At 62.8% G+C, this 19,318-nt stretch carries 12 protein-coding genes; 3 read left to right on the top strand and 9 right to left on the bottom strand.

What is annotated here, in order from left to right; genetic code table 11:
- Positions 1–119 precede the first annotated feature (119 nt).
- From ACZ5UM_RS16535 to ACZ5UM_RS16520, 4 genes are all read right to left on the bottom strand, one after another.
- Positions 120–2,582 (bottom strand): hypothetical protein, encoded by a 2,463-nt coding sequence (locus ACZ5UM_RS16535; protein WP_464845515.1) that lies wholly within the window; start codon positions 2,580–2,582, stop codon positions 120–122.
- Positions 2,579–4,258: a DUF2357 domain-containing protein gene (locus tag ACZ5UM_RS16530; RefSeq protein WP_464845512.1), complete on the bottom strand. Its 1,680-nt coding sequence runs from the start codon at positions 4,256–4,258 to the stop codon at positions 2,579–2,581. Before ACZ5UM_RS16530 ends, ACZ5UM_RS16535 begins: the two co-directional genes overlap by 4 nt.
- 759 nt (positions 4,259–5,017) lie before the next feature.
- Positions 5,018–5,791, bottom strand: coding sequence for an IS21-like element helper ATPase IstB (gene istB / locus ACZ5UM_RS16525; protein WP_011196820.1), 774 nt, complete (start codon positions 5,789–5,791; stop codon positions 5,018–5,020).
- The gene (locus tag ACZ5UM_RS16520; RefSeq protein ID WP_464845510.1) at positions 5,788–6,255 is read right to left on the bottom strand and encodes a hypothetical protein; all 468 of its coding nucleotides are present in this window, start codon (positions 6,253–6,255) and stop codon (positions 5,788–5,790) included. The genes istB and ACZ5UM_RS16520 overlap by 4 nt, the downstream gene beginning before the upstream one ends.
- 175 nt (positions 6,256–6,430) lie before the next feature.
- On the opposite strand from ACZ5UM_RS16520, the gene ACZ5UM_RS16515 reads away from it, so the two are divergent.
- The 3 genes from ACZ5UM_RS16515 (at position 6,431) to ACZ5UM_RS16505 (ending at position 9,351) form a co-directional block, all read left to right on the top strand.
- Entirely contained in the window at positions 6,431–7,045 is a 615-nt protein-coding gene (locus ACZ5UM_RS16515; RefSeq protein ID WP_083765873.1) for a DUF6431 domain-containing protein, read from the top strand.
- Positions 7,046–7,125: 80 nt separating this feature from the next.
- Positions 7,126–8,514: a DDE-type integrase/transposase/recombinase gene (locus ACZ5UM_RS16510; RefSeq protein ID WP_367656038.1), complete on the top strand. Its 1,389-nt coding sequence runs from the start codon at positions 7,126–7,128 to the stop codon at positions 8,512–8,514.
- Positions 8,515–9,351 (top strand): ExeA family protein, encoded by an 837-nt coding sequence (locus ACZ5UM_RS16505; protein ID WP_464845506.1) that lies wholly within the window; start codon positions 8,515–8,517, stop codon positions 9,349–9,351.
- A 374-nt stretch (positions 9,352–9,725) separates the two neighbouring features.
- On the opposite strand, the gene istA is transcribed toward ACZ5UM_RS16505, so the two are convergent.
- The 5 genes from istA to ACZ5UM_RS16480 form a co-directional block, all read right to left on the bottom strand.
- Positions 9,726–10,829, bottom strand: a complete 1,104-nt coding sequence (gene istA, locus ACZ5UM_RS16500) for an IS21 family transposase (RefSeq protein ID WP_464845504.1) — start codon at positions 10,827–10,829, stop codon at positions 9,726–9,728.
- Between the two features lie 135 nt (positions 10,830–10,964).
- Entirely contained in the window at positions 10,965–11,684 is a 720-nt protein-coding gene (locus tag ACZ5UM_RS16495; RefSeq protein WP_464845502.1) for a hypothetical protein, read from the bottom strand.
- The gene (pglZ, locus tag ACZ5UM_RS16490) at positions 11,681–13,720 is read right to left on the bottom strand and encodes a BREX-3 system phosphatase PglZ (RefSeq protein WP_464845501.1); all 2,040 of its coding nucleotides are present in this window, start codon (positions 13,718–13,720) and stop codon (positions 11,681–11,683) included. The genes ACZ5UM_RS16495 and pglZ overlap by 4 nt, the downstream gene beginning before the upstream one ends.
- Positions 13,717–16,563: a DEAD/DEAH box helicase gene (locus tag ACZ5UM_RS16485; protein WP_464845499.1), complete on the bottom strand. Its 2,847-nt coding sequence runs from the start codon at positions 16,561–16,563 to the stop codon at positions 13,717–13,719. Before ACZ5UM_RS16485 ends, pglZ begins: the two co-directional genes overlap by 4 nt.
- A 2-nt stretch (positions 16,564–16,565) precedes the next feature.
- A complete protein-coding gene (locus ACZ5UM_RS16480; protein ID WP_464845498.1) occupies positions 16,566–19,316 on the bottom strand; it encodes a DNA methyltransferase in 2,751 nt (916 codons plus the stop codon).
- Between the last annotated feature and the right edge of the window lie 2 nt (positions 19,317–19,318).

Raw genomic sequence — 19,318 nt, 5'->3', positions numbered from 1 at the left:
GTACCGGGGCACCCCCTGGACGGGAGTGCCCCGGTTTTTCTTCCCATCCCGTGGCCGATCGGGGCGCTCTCACCTCGGGCGGACTCCGCTGGACCGGCGAAGAAGGCGTGTCACCGCGCTTAGGCGAAGCGCGTGTGCCCGACCTTCGCCGCCCGGTCCAGCATCTGGGCGGCCTTGGCCGCTGTGCGCTCGAACCGGTCCCCGGCCCATGCCAGGACCGCCTCCAGCGGCGGCTTCACCCGGTTGAGCGGCCCGTGGAACTTGGGCAGGACCTTCATCATCACGGCGGCGTCGAACGCCTCGTCCTCCGAGAGGGCGGTGGCGAAGGGCGACTCCCGCAGGGCGCCCATGAAGGCGAGGATCTCGTCCACGACCCGGTAGCCGAAACCGAAGTCGTGGGGGAGCAGCCTTTGGTTGAGGTCGTCCAGCAGCGCCACGTACTCCCGCCGGCTCCGGCCCCAGCCCGCCACGTCGGCCTTGGTGATCTGGGCGAACCGGCCGCTCCGGGTGAAATCGGCCAGCAGGGCCTCCTCCACGTCGCCGACCTGATCTGGCAGGACGGCGCCGTCCAACCCGGCGGCCGCGGCCGGAGGCTCCACCGCGGGCGGGTAGTCCGTCAGGTCTACGTCTCGCACCTCGATGGTGAACGCCCGGTCCAGGACCTTCGGGCTGAAAGCGAAGGTGGTCTCGTCCGTGTTCACCGTGCCGATGAAGTACACGTTCGGCGGCAGCCGGAGCCGGGGCGGCACCCGAAGCCCGCCGGAGGCCAGCACGTCCTCAGCCTGGCCGTGCAGGAGGACCTCGCCCCTGGTGAAGCCGTCTTCCCGCCGGCCGGTCTCCAGCACGCTCAGGATGTCGGCCAGGTAGTACTCGACCCGGGCCAGGTTCATCTCATCCAGCACGACGAAGTAGGGCCGGACGGCCTCCTCCGGGGGCTCGTCCTCGTCGGCCTCCGCATCGTCCTCCCACTCGCCACCTGGCCTTCGCTGGCTCCGCTCGTACTCGGCGGCCAGCTCCACGACCAGGGTGAAGGCGGCCCCGTCCGCCGGATCCAGGCCCAGCTCCCGCATCACGGGGGCGCAGAGCTGCTCCAGAACTTCCCAGGCGTTCGCCAGGTGGGTGAATTCAAGTCCTTCCGACCGGCGGCTGATCGCCACGTTCGGCCGGCCCAGCGCGCGGCAGGCGGCCCGGAGGATGCCCCGCTTGCTGACGGCGGGCACCCGGCCGGGCTCCAGGGTGGCCAGGGCCCGGATGACCCGGACGCGCAGGGGGACGTCCACCCCGGCCAGCTGCAGGATCCGCATGGCGCCCAGCGCCCGCTCCGGCAGGGGCAGGGAGCGGTCGGCCAGGTGCTCGGTGGCACGGCGGAGGGTGGCCGCGTCCACGCGCATCTGGCCCACGGGGCGGAGCCGCCCGATGCCGTTGTACCAGTCCTGCCACAGGTGGCGGAGCTGGTCGTCGGTCCAGTCCCCGTCGCCGACGGCCTCCAGAGCTTCCCGGTGCCGCTGGAGCCGGGTCCGGATCCCGGCCTCGCCCAGCCGCTGCCGGATGTAGTCGGGCAGGTCCTGGCCGCGGGCCGGGGCTTTCCCGCCCCGGTACTCCTCGGCCGCCGCCAGCAGCAGGCGCAGAAAAGGGGTAGCGGCGTACTCGCCCGTCACCGGGTTCCAGTAGCCCAGGAGCCCCGTGTTGTCCCGCCACTCGGGCTTGACCGGCTCCAGGAGGAAGTGGTCGTCGTCCAGGCCCAGGGCGGCCGCGAACTCCTGGGCCAGCTTGGTCTTGCCGGTGCCGGAGAGGCCGGAGAGGATGACGAAGCCCTTGGCCTTCAGCGCCGCGTAGAAGGTGGCCACCTGCTCCAGGGTGAACCGGTAGCCCCGGCGGTGCAGCCGCTCGTGCAGGCGCAGGGTGGGGTCGGGCTGTTCCGCTGCGAACGTTGCGCGGGCGGAGCCGGGATCCGCGGGCCGACTGAGGCTCAGCCGCTCCAGCGCGGCGAGGCCGGCCGCCAGGAGGTCGGCGATCTCCCCGACCAGCTCGGCTTCGCTGCCCATCCACTCCCCGGGGTCGAAACGGCGGCCGAGCATGGCCCGCTCGCCGCACTCCTGCCTGCCGAACCAGGCGGGTTCCCGGCCCCAGGTCTCCGCGAGGGCGGCCTGTACCGCGGCGCGGTCGGAGCCCGGGGCCTCGTTCCACCAGAGCATCCCGGCGAAAACGGGCCCCGGCCGGAAGAGGCGGTCATCCTCGCTCCCCAACGGGATCCGGATGGCCAGTCCGACCGACCCCTGGTTGCGGCGGAAGAGCATCACCCGCTCGAAACGGCTGAAGCGCTCGCTGGTGAAGGACTTGAAGTAGATGACCATGCCCTGGATCTCGACCTGCGGCGTCTCGCCGTAGTACCGGACCCGCTCCGGACTGACCAGGAACCGCCCGAGCGCCGTGCGCTCGATGGCCGGCCACTGCGCATCCGGGACGCCCAGCCGCTGCAGGAACGCCCGCACGCAGGCCAGGGTGAAGCGCCGGACCAGGGCGATCGCTTCGGGTGCCTCCAGCGCCGTGCCCAACTGCCAGACTGAGAGGAAATCGTTCACGCCTCATGACCTCCCTCCGGGCGGAGCGGGATCGCCCCGACCCCTTCGAAGTCTCCATGGATCAGATCGCGCAGCGTCAGGTCCGACCGGCGCCGCCGGGTCCGCCGGTCGCAGAACACGGCCCGGCCGCCGGGGTAGAGGGCGACCGCCGCCCGCACCCCCAGGGCGTCACGGTAGGTGTGCATCTTGTACAGGTCCGCCGCCTGGGGCGAGGCCTCCGCCCGGTCGGGATCGTCCAGGCCCGGCCCGTCCGCCTCGGCCCGGGGGGCGTCCAGCCGGAACTTGGCGTCCAGGACCAGCTCGACACCGGCAGGGCCGATGAGGGTGAAATCGGGACGGAGTCCCAGGCTGTAGCTCTGCCGGCCGCCCCGTGCCGGCCGGTTGAAAACCAGCTCCCACTTGCCGTCGCCGAAACGGGCGGCGGCGTTCCAGTCAAGACCGCCGGTCTCGTCGGTGCGCAGGTGCATGGCCGCGGGTCCCAGGTCGGCTTCCAGGGCCGCGATGAGCCGGAAGAAGCACCAGTACTCGTAGAGCGTGGCGACGTCCCGGGCGGCGATGGCCCGGTCGAGCCCGTGGCCGAAGGGCGACCGGCCGGCCAGGAACTCGGGGTAGAGCGCCCACAGCTCCCGGTAGCCGTCCTTGCCGTGAAGCACCGTGGAGGTCTCGGGCACGTGAACCAGCTCGCCCACCTGGTCCCACCAGGGCCAGGCCAGCGCCTCGCCCAGCTGGGCGGCCAGCGCGCGCAGCTCAGGTCGGAGCGCGCTCTGCCCCATGCCGGGACGGGCCAGAAGCGCGAGGGCGCCGTCCACGGCCCGGAGGAGCGAGACCAGGAAGTGGCGGACGAAGCGGTTCTCGTGGGTGTCAAAGGTCTCCTCGGCCCGATCCTGCAGCAGCCGGACAGGCAGGACTGCCCGGTCCCCGTACTGGAACCAGCCGCCGGAATGCGGGGCGGCCCATCCGTGCCCCCCGACGCCGCCCCCATGCCCGGCTTCGGCGGCTGTCGCCCAGCTCTCGGGGTGGGTGAGCACCCACCGGACCGCGGCGCCGTCCAACCGGGTGGCCCGGGCGACGGGCAGCACGACCTCGTCCCGGACGAGGACCCGGTGGGGGCTGCGCTCGATGGCCGCCAGCGCTCGGCGGATGGTCCGCCCGTGGTGGCGGAGGAGGTGAAGGGTGAAGAGCGGCGACGGCGGCCCGCCGTGGGCGCGGGTGGCGTGGGCGGTGGGGCCGGTGACGTTGAAGGGGAGGGTGAGGAGGGCGTCGGTGACCTCCTGCACCATCGCCCGGTAGAGGCGGGGGTAGTCTGCCAGGGTGGGCCCGCTCAGCTTGTGGCTGACCACCTCTACCGGCAGGTCCGGGACCGGGGCGCCGGCGAGCCGGATGCGGGAGGCGCCGAGGGCGTTTTCGTAGCGGAAGAGGTAGACGCCCGGCGCGACCGGCCGGACGGGCTGGTCGCCGATGAGGAGGGTGACCTCGTCCTGGGGAGGTGGCGCCACCGTAACGCGGTACTGGGACCACTCCCAGAGGATGAAGGGGGAGAGGCCTGGCAGGGCTTCGGCCAGGTCGGGCCGGTAGGCCGGCGAGGCGGTCGCCGGGCCGGTGTACCGGTCGAGGGTGACGGTGGCGTGGGGGGAGGAGTAGACGAAGGCGCCTGGGCGGTACTGCCAGCCGACCACGGGGGTCACCTCCTGGTTGGGCGTCATGGGGTATCTTCGCAAGACCGTGGTGGGAATTCCTTCATGGGCTGACCACAGGCGTGGGCAGTGACAGCAGGGTGTCACTACCTGGAGTTACACTCATGTGGTTAGGTTTTCATGTGCGTGTGCACTGCTAGCAGGGAGTCCGTTGTTCTTCCTCGAAGAGCGGGTGGAGACGGAGGCTGACCTGCCGGCGTGGCCCTCGGACGAGGCTAACCGAGCGCGGCTGCGGCATCTCCCGGGGATCGGGCTGAAAACAGTGGACTAGCTGCAGATTCTGGCCGGGCTGGACACCAGCGCGATTGACCGCCACCTGGCCCTCTTCCTGGAACAGGCGGGGGTGGCGGCCAACACGTACGAGGAACGGAAGACGATTACCGATGCCGCGGCCGCGGCGCTGGGTGTCGACCGAGCGGGGCTGGACTACAGCATCTGGAAGTACATGGCAGATCGATCCGGGCGGGGGAGCGGCCGTGCGGCCGGGGCAAGTGGTATGTAGCTTGAGCACATCTCACTGTACATCTGGCGTGCATCACGAATTCTGGAGTGTCCTCGAGTGGAAGCCGCCAGTTACAGTACACTGTGTTGGGGGAGGTGAAGTACCTCCCCCTGTGTTTGATCAAGAGATTGGGAGCCACTTTGATCATCCAAAAGTGAGCCACCTGACAGCCCTACAGGGCTGTTTTTGCTTCCATTGCGGTTTCCAGTTGGCGGGTTGCCAGTTGATACCTGCGGGGCTTACGGTGTTTCCGGGTGGTGCTTCAAAGCTTCCTGCCGTCGAAGGGTCTCACGGAACCGGTACGACTCCCCATTCATCTCGATGATGTGGGCCTTGTGAGTCACACGGTCTGCCAACGCTGCTGTCATCTTCTGGTCCCCGAACACCTGCGGCCATTCCGAGAATTCCAGGTTCGTCGTGATGATCAGGCTGCCCCGCTCGTACCGTGCGGCGACAAAGTGGAAGAGCAGTTCACTGGCCGGGCGGCTGAGGGACACATAGCCAAGCTCGTCCAGCACGACGAGGTCGAACCGTAGCCACTGCTTTTCGAGGCGGCTGAGGCGGTGCTCGTTCTGCGCCTCCTGCAGTTCGGCAACGAACTGGCCCACGCGCCAGAAGCGAACGCGGTAGCCCTGTCGGCACGCTGCGATGCCGAGTGCTGTAGCTAGGTGAGTCTTACCTGTCCCGCTGTTTCCAACAAGGAGGATGTTTTCCCGATCCCGGATGTATTCACTCTTGCTCAGCGCCAGGATCTTGGCCTTGTTCACGGACGGCATGACCGTGAAGTCGAAGGACTCCAGTGTTTTGGGAACAGGGAAGCCGGCGGCCTTGAGACGGCGCTGGAGTTGGTTGTCTTCCCGATGGATTACCTCCTGTTCCATGAGCGCTTGTAGGTACTCCTCAAATGTCTTGTTGTGCTCTGCTGCATCCCGCGCCAGCTCCTTGTACAGCCGCCGGACTGTGGGGAGTTTCAGGCGCTTTAGGTAGTAGTCCAGCAGGAGTTCCTGGCTCAATGCACCACACCCCCTTTCAGGAGCCGGTTGTACTCGGCCAGTGAGGGTTGCTGGACCCGAATGCCGGCCAGTTCCCCGGCGGTGGAGGTCGATGCCTCGGCTCCAAGATCCGGCTGAACAGCAAGGAGTTGCTTGACAGCCGTGTAGCAAGCCGTTCGCTGGGCCAGGGCCAGCTCCAGAGCGGTACTTACCTCTGAAACCGAATAGGCGCGGTGCAGCATAAGGATCTCGATGAACTCCCGGTCACTGCGGCCCTGCGCCTGCATCTCGGCCCGGAACTGGTGGTAAACGGGCGGAAGCTGCGCCATCCGGTAGGGCTTCGCCTGCTCCAGCGCCCCTGGCTTTACGTGAAGGAGTTCCAGGTAGTGGTCCAGATCGAGGATCTCCCGGTTGCGCTCGTAGCAACGGAGATGACTGGCAATCTTCTCCTGCCCGGTGTTGTTGCCCGGATTATTTGTCAACATGTGCTGAGCATCGTGCGCTTGTGTAGGACAGAGAATATTGAAGATAGAATTATCAGGAGAGGGGCTGTCCTCTCCGTTTTGGTACGACAGGGGACAAATATGAGAGCCTGCCCAGGCCTGTGACTTGGCGATCCACCTGGGCAGGCTCTCCCCACAGGGCGGAGTGCACCTGTGTATGTGTATCTTACTTCCCCTGGGCCAGAACGTCCAGACCTATCTTCGCAAATATGGCACTTGCGGGCCGGACCTGCCCCTGCACTGCCCAGGCTGCGGTGGTCGAATGCGGCGGCATGGGCGGTACTGGCGCTGGGTCTTTACTGCGCACCAGAAGGCGTACATCCCGATTTACCGCTGGTGGTGTCCAGGGTGCCGTAAGACGTGCGCCATCTTGCCTGACTTTCTGAAACCGTACGCCCGATTCATCACGCTGGTGCGAGAAGCCGTGGTTCGCGGGCGGGTGCGGCGGGGGCTGCCCTGGAGCACCCTGGCCCGGCGACTGAGCAGCCCGACGGTCAGCTGGCTCTCGGAAAAGACGCTCAGACGTTGGCTTGTCAGGGCGAGAGCGCTGGCCGGAGAGTGGAGCCAGTACCTTGCCGAACGGGTTCTGCGCTTCTGGCCGGACACAGACCTCGATGCCCTCACCCCCCGGCGGGAAGGTCCGGACGCCGCGCTCCACTTCCTGCTGGATGTGGGGGACTGGTACCGCCGTCAGATGGGGCGGCGGCCGGAGGAACACGGCGGAGTGTTTGCTGCGCTGAACCGGCTGGGTGAAGGCACGGCTTCCCTCTAGCACACCACAGAGTCTGTCCGTCGCCTTCCCGCAGGCTGGCGTGCCACAATGGCGCCAACCTGGCAAGGGAGGGACTCACCATGGACGAACAGCAGCGCGACGAGATTGCCGCTTTTCGGTGGCAGCTCATCGCACCGGTAGTGGCGGAGGATGTGACCCGGCTCGAACGGCGGCGGATTCTGCAGCAAATCGCCCGCCAGCACCACCAGATTCCGCACAGCGACAAGACCCGGGTCAGCGTTCGCACCTTGGAGCGTTGGATCGCCGCCTACCGGCAGGCCGGCTTCGACGGGCTGAAACCCAAGGTGCGGGACGACGCCCGCAAGGGCCGTGTCATCACACCGGAGATTCTGGAGCACGCCATCGCTGCCAGGCGGGAAGTGCCGGAGCGCAGCGTGCAGCAGATCATTGACACCCTGGAGAAGGCCGGCGTAGTTCCACCGGGGCTGCTCCGGCGATCCACCCTGTCGCAGCATCTGGTGCGGGCGGGCTACAGCCGCAAGGCTATGCTCAGCCGCAAGCGCAGGGCGACCTTCCGGCGCTTTGAAGCGGCCCACCGCAACGACTGCTGGCAGGGCGACGTGTGTCATCTCCTGAACCTGCCGCATCCGGACAGGCCCGACAAGACCCGCAAGGTCTACCTCATCGCCTTCATCGACGACTACAGCCGCATCGTCTACGGGCAGATGTACTGGGAGGAGAAACTGCCCCGCCTGGAGGACTGCCTGAAACGCACCATCCTGCGCTACGGTCTCCCCCGGCGTATCTACGTGGACAACGGGGCGATCTATTCCGCCCGGCACCTGGCGCGCATCTGCGGCCGGCTGGGCATCCGCCTCACCCATTCCCGGCCCTATCGACCGCAGGGGCGAGGGAAGATCGAGCGTTTCTTCCTTACCGTACAGAAGAGCTTTCTGCCGGAGGCACAGCAACTCATCGCCGCCGGCCAGCTTGCGACCCTGGAGCAGCTCAACGAGCTGTTCTGGGCCTGGCTGGAGGTGGCGTACCACAACCGGGTGCACGGCGTGACCAAGCAGACGCCGCGGCAGCGGTTTGAGGGCGACACGGAGCCGCTGCGGCGAATTGACCCCAGTGCACTCCGTGAGGTCTTCCTCTGGGAGGAGGAGCGCGTGGTGGACCAGACGGGCTGCTTTTCGCTCTACCGCAACCAATACGAGGTCGACCCGGCCCTGGCCCGCCGGAAGGTCACGCTTCGCTACGACCCGTACGACCTCAGCCAGATCCAGGTCTGGCACGAGGGGAAGCGCTTTGCCGACGCCGTCCCGCTAAAGCTGCACCGTACCCGGCACCGGTCGGTATCCCCCGCACCCGAACCAGCTGCAGCAGCACCCAAGACCGGCCTGAACTTCCTCACGCTGGCCAAGAAGCAGCATGACACCGAACGGCGGAGGCGGCTGGGTGAGACCGCCTACACCCGGCTGACGCAGCCGAAGGGGGGCCAGAACTGAGTGCTGGCCGAGTTCTTTGGCTTTCGCGTCCTGCCCTTCAGCAAGGAGATCCCGACCGCCGACCTGTTTCCGTGTGCACAGCACCAGGAGCTGCTGGCCAGGCTCCAGTACTGCGTGCGCCACCGGGCGTTCGGCCTCATCACCGGTGAGGTGGGATCCGGCAAGGCCACTGCGATCCGTACCCTGTACGACCTGCTGGATCGCAGCCGGAATCCGTTTGTCTACATCGCCGACTCCAAGCTCACGCCCACGGCCTTTTACCGCGACGTGCTCACCCAGCTCGGTGTCGCCGCACCCTACCACTTCCTGAGCCGAGAGGCCCGCCGGCTGTTTGAGCAGACCATCCTGGACGGCTACCGGCTGCACGGGCTGCAGCCCGTCATCGTCTTGGACGAGGCCCATCTGCTGCCGCACGCCATGCTGCAGGAAGTGCGGTTCCTGCTCAACTTCCACCTGGATTCGGCCTGTCCCATGACCTTTCTGCTGGTGGGCCAGTCCGAACTGCGCGGCATGCTCCGCCTGCGCACCTTCGAAGCCATCGCCCAGCGCGTTCAGGTGCGGTACCATCTGGGGCCGCTGAGCGAGGAAGAGAGCGTCGCCTACATTCGGCACCACCTGCGCAGGGCGGGCGTCGACCACGACATCTTCTCGGAACAGGCGCTGCAGAAGATCGCCGCCGAGTCCCGCGGGCTTCCCCGGGTCATTAACACACTCTGCACCAATTGCCTGCTGGACGCCTGCTCCCGTGAACAGCGCTTTGTGGACGAGGCCAATGTCGACCGGGTTCTCTTTGAGCTGCAGGATCTGCAGACCGCCAAGGGCAGCAGCCCGTGGTAATGGGGGGATGACTCGTGCTGGCCTCACTGCGAGTGACCGTGCTGCCTCAGTTTACGGTTGAGGTCTACTTCGATTGTGAGCCGGACTGCCGGACGCACCCACGTTACGTACTCGTGCTCCGGATGGAACGGCTGGTGCTGTCGAGCTGGAGTTCGCCAGCGCCCGAGATCTTCGTGCATTTCTCGCCAGGAGCCGCCAGGCACTCACGGAGTGCCGGAGGACGGCACGGACTCACCGCAGCCCAAGCAAACGGGTCGCATCCGGAACTGTACAAGCTACACTGTTCTAAGCTCAGCAGGGGCGGCCGGCTGGCCGGCCGCCCCCGATCCTGGCGACAAACCAACGCGTCAGTTGACGAACGACACTGTCGCCAGTCAAGTCACTGCCAAATAGCGCGGGCAACAACACCCGGCGTAAATGTCGATCCGGTCCCAGTAGGCCCGCACTTGCAGTGGCCGGTTCGCATACTGAACTGGTACGGAGTAGCGGCAGGTCTCGAACGTCACGCAGGACACCTTGTTGCTGGAAACCAGCGCCACCTTGCAGCAATCGAATGGCCGGGCAGGGAGAGGGCGCAGGTACTTCTTCTCCTCCTCCCAGCGCTCCAGGATGGACTGCGTCGAGCCCTGGGGGATACGCCTGGCATACTCCAGGCACCGCTGCCACAGAATGGCGTTGAGTTCGTCCCAGGTTCTGGCTTCCCGGTGTGGCCCGACGATGTAACGCTGGGCGAGACCGACCAGATTCTCTACCGAGCCTTTCTCGTTACCGGAAGCCGGATTGCAGAAGTTGCTGTCGATGAGGTAGTGGGTGCGGAAGCTCAGGAAGGCATCCTGCTCTTCCCGGTTGCGGCCTTCCAGGATTCGTTTCACCGCCTGCTTCAGGTTGTCCAGGGTCATACGGCGGGGAACTCCGCTCAAGCGCTCCAGCGCCCGCCGGAGGCCGTCGAACATGGCTTCCTGCCGCTGAGTCGGATACGCAATCACAACCGGCATGCCGCTCCAACGTAAGCGGACACACAGGATCTGGACTGTGACTTCTGCACCGTCGAGGACCACTACCGCCTCACCCCAATCCACCTCGATGCTCTCACCGGGGTCGTGGGCGAGGGGGATGAAGGCCGGCTGCACTCGCTTCAGCTTCCGGATCTTGGCGATGTAACGCCGGACGGTAGGTTCGCTGCCCTGGTAGCCCAGGGCAACCAGGTCCTCGTAGATAGTCCTTCCGGTCCACCGTTGTTTGCGGGGCAAAATCTCGTTTTCCGCGAGTCGCCGCTCGATCTCTGCCTGAAACTCCGGGGTCAGTACCACGGGCTGAGCCGGCTTCTGCCGCTGGTAGCGCGGCACTTTAGTCAGCTGTGCGTATTTAGCGACTGTTTTCCGAGAGATTCCGAGCGCCTTCGCCACCTGTCGCTGCGATTTCCCTTCCACATGAAGGAGCCATCTGATACGCTCAACATGAGCCATCTCGATCTTCAATCCTTTCACCCCTGCAAACTGGAAATGCGGTACATCCCAGTTTACAGGTTTGGAAGATTGAGGTGGCTCACTTTTACGTGATCAAATGGCCCCCAAATGGCTCCCTTTTAGGTTATCAAACACATCCCCCTGCGCTTACTCTCGGAGCGTAACATACTCCACATCCACGCCCTGACGAAGCACCTCGAACTGCGGACGTCGGCGAAGATCGTAAGGCCGTATGGCCACCTCAAAGGGAAAAAGAGCGGGATGGAAATGTAACTGCTGGCCTAGAAGACTCCCGTCTTTTTGACCCCGCAGCAGCCCCTCAATAAGGAGGGCCGCCAAGTCTTCGTTGACGCCGATCGACGGGGCGGGCTGGTAGACGCCGTGGCGGTTCGTGTCGAGGAGGACACCCCACTGTACCATGGAGCGTACGATCCTTTGAACAGCTCGTGGAATGGCTCCGCGCTCGCCCCACAACTCTTTCACTCGCAACTCAACCTGTTGCAGCCTGACTTCACCCTGCAGGCTCAACAGGCGACCGGTCAGCCAGGCTGTATCCAGGAACAACGGATATACAGCCAGGCAAAGCGACCAGTAGATCGCCACCCGTTCATCTGGCGTCGCGTCTTGGAGCAGCTTCAGGGCCCGGGCCTGCATGGGTGCCAGTTCCGGAGGCGCGAGCCACCACAGACGGCCTATCACGGTCAGCGTATTCTGGGCAGCCTTCACTCCCTGGCTGGTCTCAAGCAGTTTCTGCAACTGCTGCCGTACCTCCGATCCCGACAGGCCGGCCATCGTAAGCGACGCGGCTGTGTCCAGCCATTCCTTATCCAGACGGCGATCGAAGCCGATAAGGTTTCGTTCAATCATGTTCTCCGCCTCATTCGCACGAACGGAACCACCATCTCCTCGATGCTGATTCCTCCGTGGCTTAGTGTCAGTCTGCCTGAAGTGGTGAAGGCTTCAAAACCGGTTGCCAAGAGAGTATGCCAGTCATCGGGAAGGCCCGCCCCTTCCCACGGTACAGCGTTGGGAAACCTCTCAGCAACTGAATCACGGAGGGCGGGGTGCGTGAACACCAGAGCCCGCTCGCTACGTTCTTCTGTAAGGCTCCCTGTCTGCGGGTCTCCAACGCCCACAGCTTCAACATTTCCGTGGTCTGCAGTCAGGCAGATCTCGTATCCAGCATCCAATAGGTGCGAGAGTACCTGTTTCAGTGTACCGCTCTCTCCCCAAGCGGCGACGTTTTTCTGCAGTTCACGGCTGGACACGACTCCAGCGGCACCATGGGTCAGCCTGTCGACCTGTCCGAGGACTAGGCCGATGACACGCATGTTCGCCTTGCTCGTAAGGGCGGCGAGACGTGTGAGAAAATGATCCGGCCGTTCGCCTTCTCCGTACAGCAGATAACCGACTTGCGTTTTCACGGCTCCCTGACTTACCCAAAAGCGGGTCCAGAGAGCAGCTTCTTGGCTGTTGGTGCTGATGGTGGCCGCAAAGCTGCGCGGGAGGTCGCCGGCAAAGATGGCCTGACGTGAGACCTGGGTGAGGGAAGGCAGGAAGGCGAGCGTACTATCTTCCTGCAACTCGATGTCTGGTCCAAGGTTCAGATAGCGTCGCAGCACGGACCAATGCGTCCAGTTCATCCCGTCCACGACCACCAACGCCTTCTTTGGGCGCCCGTTTCCCGCCCAGCCACGGGCCATGTGCGCTGCCACTTGATGGACCACCCAGGGTTGTGGGATGGGTGGTAGACTCAGTAGCGCGCTGAAATGTTCCAACAGCCAGGCGCTGAAGCGCTGCTCTGCTTCCAGATGCAGGACCCGAGCGACTTCTTCCTCTGCTTGAGGCAGGGAGAGATTCCAGCGGTTGGACAGCCACTCGCCGAGTTTGCGGCCGTATGCCAGCCACTGGCGATGGTTAGCTGCCTCGGTGGGCAACTCCTGTCGCAACTGCTCCGTTTGTTGCCGGAAGCGCCGGACTTGGTCTTCGTGAGTGACGGGGGCGATACCGAACCGCATCCACTGGGCTTCTGTCGGCAGCGCGTCAGGATCGATATCCTTTACAGGTGACACTAGGCCCTCCAGGAAGAGCGTGTCCAGGTACACCCGAACCTCCTTGTCGGAAAAAGGCAGGGTGACCGGTCCCTCTATGAGGTATGGGGCCGTGGTACTGTGCGCCTCACCCTCGGCTACTGCAAGAGCCTCAGAGACGTACCGTTCCCACCGCTCCGCCACGAAGGCAAAGAACAACTCCCGATCGGTCCAGAGCCGTTCCAGTGGCCACTCTTGGAAGCGTCTGTGTAGTCTGGAAGCCAGCCGCTCCACAAGGCGTTTGGGGAGTGTGGTCCCTTCGTAATGATAGGCCATCAGGGCTGCCAGCACGGCGGCGTCTGTCTGCCACTGGTCGGGATAGAGTCCGAAGAGTTCGCTCAACAGGTAGTCGGCGGTGGCGTTTTCGCCACCCTGCAATGGTGGTTTCTCTTGGTAGCGCTGGTACAGACGGCCCAGCAGGTCGCGGTCGAGGGACAGTATCAGGTTGGGGTCAAGTCGGTCGAAGAAGTCAGAGAGCTTGACCTTGATGATGTGGTCGGGCAGGGCCACCTCCTCGACCAGGTCGTAAGGGAGTTGATCGCCGGGGCGGGTGCTGTGGATGACCAGTGGTCGCGTCTTCTCACCACGGTCCCAGCGTTCCCGGTACTCCCGCTCGTAGATGACCCGGAAACGAAGGGGATGATCGAAGCGCAGGACTGCGAAACCCGCCTTCTCAATAGCTGCCAGGAGTGCGGGATCCTCGTACAGGCCGTCGGGGTCGATTAAGATCGTCACGGGTGCGACGCTGGCCAGCTGCGGCGTGAACCGCGTCAGCAGGCGCCTGTGCCAGGATGAGGAAGAGGTCTCTGTCATTGGGCTACCTCCCCTTCTGCTGCGATACGGAGCAGAAGCAGCGGTTCCAGGCGGGGCCACACGGTCTGCCTTGTTGCCAACTGCTCTTGCCAGACCTGATACTCTTGCTGCAGTTTCCGCAGTCGGTGTTGGCGGACCTGGTGCAGTCCGATGCGCTCAATGTCCCGCTTGCGGGCTTCAAAGGCCTCAGCCCTGGTCTTGGCTTCGCGGGCCAACTCCTCGTCATGTTCCCTCCGCATGTCGTCATACAGTGGCGCGGCTGCCTCCTCGGCCACTGGGCGTAGTTGCTCCCAGAGCGCGCGGGCCTGGTCGCCGACCACGGCGTCGGGAATGTATGGGAGTGCCGCTGATTCCCGATCGAGGAGTAGTTCCCAGGTGCGCCATGCGGTCGGAACGAGGACGCGACCTTGGTCGCTGAGGAAGAGGGGGAGAATCCGGCGACGGCTCTGTGTCTGGCTCTGTAGTATGACCTGCCACAGTGAGAAGGTACCGGTAACGAGGTTTGAGATGCCCGGCAGAACCACTGCAGGGACAGGTTGGCCGGGAACCATCGGTCGCAGGGCCGACAGGATGGCCCAGATGCGAGGATCCTCGAGTGTGAGTAGGTCAGCTTCGTTCTCCGCTGCGTGCCGATCGAACACAACCGGACCGACCCGGTCACCGCCTGGGAACGTAAGCCAATACCCGGCCTTTACGCGTTCAATGCGAGCGCCCTCGGAGGCATGGGCCCGCAGATAGCTCAAGGTCATCTGCTCAGTCCAGAAAGGTACTTGGTGGTAGGCCACTTGTTGGGCCACCCGCGGATCGTGCTCCGTCTGCGAACCTAAGAGGCTACTGGCCGCAGCGGTCGCGGCTGCCTTGGCTCGCAGGTCGGCGGCGAAGGCCTCGACCGTCTCAGAGACGTGTTCGGGCGTCATCACGGCGGTCATATACATGCGGTCGAAGTCGATGTCAGTCCCTTCTGAGTCCAGAACGTCACTAAGCTTGTCCACACCGAACTCATCCAGGATACGGGCCAGCTTCTCTTCCAGGACCTGGCGGACACGAAGTTCAACGGAGTCCTCCAGCGCGAGGTTAACGGCACGTACTGCCCGTTTCTGTCCGATGCGGTCTACTCGACCGATGCGTTGCTCCAGCTTCATTGGATTCCAGGGTAGGTCGAAGTTGACTACCACGTGACAGAACTGCAGGTTGAGGCCCTCGCCGCCGGCGTCCGTAGAGATCAGGATCTGTGCCTCATCCCGGAAGGCATTCTGCACGGCCTTCCGCTCCTCCATTGACAGCGAGCCGTTCAGGCAGGTGACCGCAAACCCTCTGGCGCTCAGGAATTCCGCCAGCATCTCTTGGGTCGCGGTGAACTCGGTAAAGATGAGAATTTTGACCATAGGATCATTTTCGCTCCGCTGGAGATCGTAGATCACGTCCAGCAGTGCCTGCGCCTTGGCGTCAGGACCAGTGGCCTCTACACGACGCGCCAGTGAGAGTAGCCGCATCACCTGTGCCCGTTCGTCCTTCATGCCCTTCAACCTGGCCTCCACCAGCCGGTCGATGGCCTCGGGTGAATCCAGGCTCCCGAGGTCCTGCGGATCCAGTCCTGCTCCGAGGAAGGAAGGTTGGACCATACGCGTTCCTTCCACGACCTCGAGGCGCTTTTCAAGTGCGGCCTTGATGGCCCGGGTGGAGGAGGTAACGAGTCGCTGCATCAAGACCATGAGGAAAGAGGCGGTGTAGTTGCGTTCCCGGAGGGCTTGGTTGTACCCTTTGCGGACGTACTCCGTCACCCCGTCGTACAGCACCTGTTGTTCGGGGTTCTGACGGCTCCAGGGGACGGAACGCAACTGAACGTGGCGGGGCTGGAAAAGGGGTTTGCCCTCGGCGTCGATGGCATGTCGCTTTTCGGTGCGGATCACATACGGGGCTACTCTTTCCTTGCAGATGTCGCTGTCATCCACGAATGCGTCGGGATCGAGCAGGGCCATGAGCCGGCGGAACTGATCCGTCTTTCCCTGGTGAGGGGTTGCCGAAAGAAGTAGCAGGTGGGTGCTGGCGGTGGCCAAGGCCTCGCCGAGGCGGTAGCGGGCCACCGCATCGGTGGACCCACCGAGCCTGTGGCTTTCGTCAATGATGATCAGGTCCCAGCCCGCGGAGACAAGGTCCTCAAAACGTTCGCGGTTATAGCGATCCACCTGTTCGCGCGTCCAGCCCCGACGGTAATCCAGGGGCTTGACGGAGTCCAAAGGCGTTACCACTTGGTTGTGTAGCCGCCAGAGATTCGCATACTCATCGAGGCCCAGCATCTGCCGCACAGCGGCAAAGTTCCCGGGCAAGACCAGGTGAAACTTTTCGCCGAAGCGGTCGTACATCTCCTGGACCCACTGCGTGACCAGACCGGTAGGGGCGACCACGAGGGTGCGTTTCACCAGTCCTCTCAGCTTGAGCTCACGCAGAATCAGGCCAGCCTCGATGGTCTTGCCGAGGCCGACTTCGTCTGCCAGCAGATAGCGAACCTTGCTGCCACTCATGGCTCGGGAGAGAGCATAGAGCTGGTGAGGAAGGGGAATGAGCTTTCCCTGCACCGGCGCAACCAGGGCGTCTGTAGCCAGGGCCTCGGTGATGCGGGCTGCAGCTGCTGTGTAGCGCACGGCGTCGAGGCTAAGTTCCGCATCTTTGGCACTGAGGGGCCGGAGCAGGCTCGCTGGTAGGAAGCGAACCTCTTGGCTACGAGGCAACCAGACCTGATAAGTGGTTGTTCCGAAGAGCTTCTGGACCGCTATGATCTGGCACGGGTCGCGGGAGCCAGCCACAAGGGCCCAGCTCCCGCAGGGAAATGCAAGATCAGCCATGGCTAGTCCTCACCCAACCGCATTCGGGCAACGTCGTAGTACATGAGGAGCTTCTCGTCCTCTTGGATGACCTGCTGGGGTAGCTTCCTCGCTACCTCCACGATGGTGCGATAGTCTCGAGCATCGTAGGCGGCTTTGAAGCCGGCACGGACAGCCTCCGTACGGAAAAGCCTGATCTTCCGCTGTTTGCTTTTCTTGTACTCCTGAAACTCTTTCAGCAACCGCTTGGTGCGTAGTTTCTCCAGGTCAGACTGCTTGCTTGGGTCGGGTACGTACCAGCGATTGGCGGCCTTGGCCCTCAGGGCGGGGTCGTTCTTGTCAAGTCCGCGCATGTCTTTGAAGTTGCTAGACAGGTAAGCATGAATTTGAGGCGGAACGGGTCCGGTACCGTCGTACATAAGAAAGTTCTCCTCGAGAATCTCCCTCAACTCTAGGATCTTCTCGTGCCCAGCCCAGGCTTGGCTTTCGCGCATGAACACAGGCTGGAGATCTTGGAAAGACTGTGGCTTGCGTTCGAGCTCGACACGAAGCCAAAGGATGGCTGACGCTTCGTCAGTAATATCGAACGATAGTTGTCTGACAGTTTCGGTTTTACTGCGTATCTTGTCATATTCGGAAACTTGATCGTGGAGAAAGTACATACCGTCGCGCTTAGCGTAGCGTTGCTCGAGTCCGTGAAAGAAATCCGTAGAGTCTATTGGAACTGGTAATCCCTTTTGCACGTGGAAGGAGATCATGCGGTCAAGTAGCATCTGAGGTGTTCGTTCGATTACTACTTCGGCTTCCTTACCATTTACTATACACAAGGGCACTCGCTGTAAGTGTTCATCAACGAAAGCCCAGACTGATTCCGCGTGTTCCTGCTGGAGCACTCGGGCGACGAGCTTGGTTCCTGGCTTGTACGCAGAGATGATCAGGTCCTGCTTCACTGCCGAGGAAGTGACCTGACGGTACGACCCCTGCTTCTTATCTAGCGTACCTACGTCGGCTATTACGAAACCCGCTGTGCCCAGCGCTTGCTGAATAGCACGCCATACACTGTTACTAGAATTACTGAACACTACCGTTATCCAACGACCTGGTTTCAGCACGCGGTAATATTCGGAGAAGCATCTGTGCATCAACTCCTGATACTGTTGCAAACCCTTATTCTTAAACTCGTCCACAACCGCTTCATTTTCTGCAGCAGTGCATACTCCGTGCCATGACTCCAACAAGAAGTTCAGGTCGGCATAGAAGATGTTCTCTCCAAAAGGTGGGTCCGTGAAAATATAATCTATACTGTCATTTGGAATCAGCAAATGGCCGCAGTCGCCGGTCGAGACATATCCGGGCTTACGGCTACCCAAGTTGAACGTCTTGGCTAGACGCTTCAGTTTGCCCCCAAGAGCATAGCGCGGGCTGATCTCAGAGTGTTGCGACGGGATGTAATACACACCCGAAAGGTACTGGTTTACCTGGGAGTATCCAGTTGGCCTATATCTGTTTAGCAAAGACATAGTCCAGATTGCCTGCTCTACAAGGAACAGCAGTATATTCCTGAGCCGAGTGTCAGACTCATCTTTGGCTAACCGCCACATCAGTCCCAGCGCTTGAGCAGATCTGGGAAGAAATAGGTGATGGACGTGAGTGATACCTTTCGGTGCCAGCCTGGATCCGTGGTACATTTGGGCGATTGGCAACGGGTGGGTTGGCATTTCAGGGGGCAGCGGAAGGCATGCAATGCGATTGAGCACGTCCAGATCGAAAGAGTCCGGAGTCTTTTCGTAGGTAGTTCCATCCACCTCATAGTTGATGAGAACCGGACGATAATGCACACGACGCCAGGAGGAAGATGTCCCGGGATCGTGCACGGTTTCAAACACAAGATCTAGCGTGGCCTTGTTGACAGTAGCCTTGCAATGTGGACAGAGGAACTCATCCGCAACGCGTCCTGTGGTCGGGTTGTACGCCACGTCCAGGAACACGATCTCCCCTGCGCAGTTCGGACAGGAAAAAACCTCACTCCAGACAGTGTAGTTGATGCGACCTACGCGACCATCGACATGCCGGGTCTCGTACATCCACTGCAACTCGTTTTCGACGGTCTGGAGAAGCCTTTCCGCCGCTTCAATGAAGGATTTGATGTCGAAGGGGATCACATAGTTGGCTGCTATAAAGCTGGCGATCGGCGAGAGGTCATTGAGAATTACGAGTCTGCTTCCCCAATTGGGGCGACCTCGTCCTTCCTGGTTCCATTTGTGCTCTACTTCTATCCGATAATCTTCCGGTGCAATACCGCACCACTGAGCAGCCACGCCCGTCATTCCCGAACCTGCGAACCCATCGAGAACGATATCGCCGGGATCGGTATAGTGAAGAACTGACGGTGCAATGGCCAGATGGGGAACTTTCGTGTGGTACCCGTGTGCTTTGTAGAGTGGGTGCGTCTTCCCTACGCTCACATCTACCGCAAACGGCTCTCGGTGATACTCCTGTTCCGGATCGTATGGCCTTCCGTAGACTCGTACGAAGTCTTCGAGGAAAGGGTTCGGGCAAGCTGTGTAGTAAGGCGGGTCTGACATCCGAAGAATATCTTCGTCCGACCCCTTTGGGAAGCCAGGAAGCATCCTGAACTCAGGGTCCTGCAACTTCTCCCTTAGACGTTCCAAGAAGTAAACACGACGTGCTTCCTCACTCTCAAATGTCATGCCGAGGCACTCCACCGGACCTTGCTTCTGCCCATCTAACTGCCAAGTCTGCTGCTTCTCCACAA

It is taken from the genome of Symbiobacterium ostreiconchae (assembly GCF_055396975.1).
This window is presented reverse-complemented; position numbering and strand designations above follow the sequence as displayed.